The organism is Falsiroseomonas sp. HC035, from assembly GCF_050563525.1.
GTDB lineage: Bacteria > Pseudomonadota > Alphaproteobacteria > Acetobacterales > Acetobacteraceae > Falsiroseomonas.
Genome location: NZ_JBNXUN010000054.1, coordinates 1 through 1,995 on the forward strand (window position 1 = coordinate 1; position 1,995 = coordinate 1,995).

The 1,995-nt window shown below is 63.8% G+C and carries 2 protein-coding genes; one reads left to right on the top strand and one right to left on the bottom strand.

Features of this window, described 5'->3' with window-relative positions; genetic code table 11:
- Window positions 1-340: DDE-type integrase/transposase/recombinase (locus ACLF3G_RS29360; protein WP_430672917.1), on the bottom strand; the 340-nt coding region annotated here is incomplete at its 3' end.
- 340 nt (window positions 341-680) lie between these two features.
- Between ACLF3G_RS29360 and ACLF3G_RS29365 the strand changes: the two genes are divergently transcribed.
- Complete coding sequence (locus ACLF3G_RS29365) at window positions 681-1,802, top strand: sensor histidine kinase (RefSeq protein ID WP_430672918.1); 1,122 nt, start codon at window positions 681-683, stop codon at window positions 1,800-1,802.
- Window positions 1,803-1,995 lie beyond the last annotated feature (193 nt).

The following is a 1,995-nucleotide window of genomic DNA, read 5'->3' on the forward strand; positions in this document are numbered from 1 at the left end:
GGGGCCCGCCCTCTCGACTGACGCCGTCTTCGCCCCGACCCTCAGTGCCCAGGCCCTCTCCATCTTCGATGAACTCCGGCTCTTGGTCCAAGCCGAGATGCGCCGGCGTCCAGTGCGCCAGAAACAGGGCAGCCAGCACATCAATCACCTCCGCAGAGGCGAGCTTGCGCGCCACGCGGATCGCCAGCGCCTCGCGCGTGAACTCGTCCACCACGCACAGCATCCGGAATCTTCGACCGTCCCGCGTCCGATCTTCGACGAAGTCATATGCCCATGCCTGGACGGTGCCTGCCTTGGAAGCACGATCTTGGTGTTCGGCTTGGCCGTGCGCTGCGGTCATGTCTTCCGTCTCGAGGCGTCGCCCTGCGGCGGCACGCTTCGATAGGTTCCGCCGACTGGGTCCCATACAAACCTGCGCTCTCAGGGAGCGGTGGGTGTATCTGGCATTTCCAAACCTGGTCGCGTCGACAGTCGTCGCCAATTTCCGCGATCACACCCGCAAGCTCGCTGCCCCGCAGCCGGCCGTTCAGGCCGGTGTCACGGAGCCCTTCCGGTAGGTCGCCGCGGGCCATTGCAGCCTGGCGGGATGACCCGCCTGTCGATTGCTGCCCTGTCCTTCTACGTCTATTTAGTCCGGCTGCTTCACGTTCACGACCTTGCCCATCGCCTGGGGGCTTCAAATGACAGCCGACGACGACACGACGCGGCCGCTGACCGACCTGCTCAGCAGTCCGAACCTCGCCGCGGCGCTCGACAGCGATCGGTTCAAGCAGTTTCTCGACAACATACCCTTTGCGATCGCCGTCGCTGAACTACAGCCACGGGAGCGCGTCACCTACGCCAATCTTGAATTTGAACGGCTGTCCAAACTGCGGCCGGATGAGCTGCTGGATCGCCCCTGGAGCGACATAAAGGCCATCGCCAGTGCCACGGACGACGACCGGCAGCTCAGCGACGCAATTACGTCAGGTGAGGACCATATCGGCACCTTCCGCATGGTATCGGATGGGGAAGAGGACGGAACTGCCCTCGACGCCTGGTCTAACATCATCCATGACGAGAATGGCGCTGCCTTGTTTCGGCTCGTCGCGCTGGCCGCAGTCAACCCGCAGAGCCGAAGCAGTCTCGAAGCCTTCGAGAAACGCGTCCAGGAAAAGGACGTGCTGCTGCGCGAACTGCAACATCGCGTAAAGAACAACCTCCAGATGATCACCGCGCTGATCCGGCTGGAGAGCCGGAATGCGCCCGATGATGAAACCGGGGAGTCCTTCAGTCGCCTGGCCGGCCGGGTCAGCGCGCTGGCGCTGCTCTATCGCTCGCTCGCCCCAGACAAGACCGGTGAGAGCGTGGATCTAGGGGTCTATCTTAGCCAGGTCGCCTCCGCCGTTATGCAGGCACATGCTGTGGAAGGGATCCGGCTGGACCTCAAGGTCGATAGTTGGCCGGTCTCGATCAACGTGGCAATGCCGGCTGGGCTTGTGGTGAACGAGGTGCTGACGAATGCGCTGAAGCATGCCTTCGTTGGGCGCGCCGGCGGAACAATCACACTGCACAGCCTGGTTGATCCCGAGGGCTGCAAGGTCTTCATTGCCGATGATGGTGTCGGCCTGCCGGCAGGTACCAGTTGGCCCACCTCGGGGCGGCTCGGCGCCCTGATCGTGCAGTCGCTGCGGCACAATGCCGGGGCCCGGCTGCATGTCAGCTCCTCGCCCGAGCGCGGACTCCAGGTGACCATCCGCTTCTTGCGCGCAGATGCGGCGCCGGACACGGTCGAAGGTGATGGCAGGCTACCTTCCGACTGAATTCCTGGTCCATTCGCGCGAAGGGACAGGCGGCCCAAGCGGGTGCAGCCACCGCGCGAGCCCGAAAGCGCCCTCGCACGAACGGGCCAATCTCATTCAGTACATCAGCGCCTTGTCCAGCACGTTCCGCATGTCCGCCTGCCGGCCATCCAGCCAGCATTCCAGGTTGTGCAGGAAGATCTCGACGATCCGC

Bases quoted from the DNA above. Each gene is read 5' to 3' on its own strand.
- ACLF3G_RS29365 (WP_430672918.1), top strand. From the start codon at position 681: ATGACAGCCGACGACGACACGACGCGGCCGCTGACCGACCTGCTCAGC.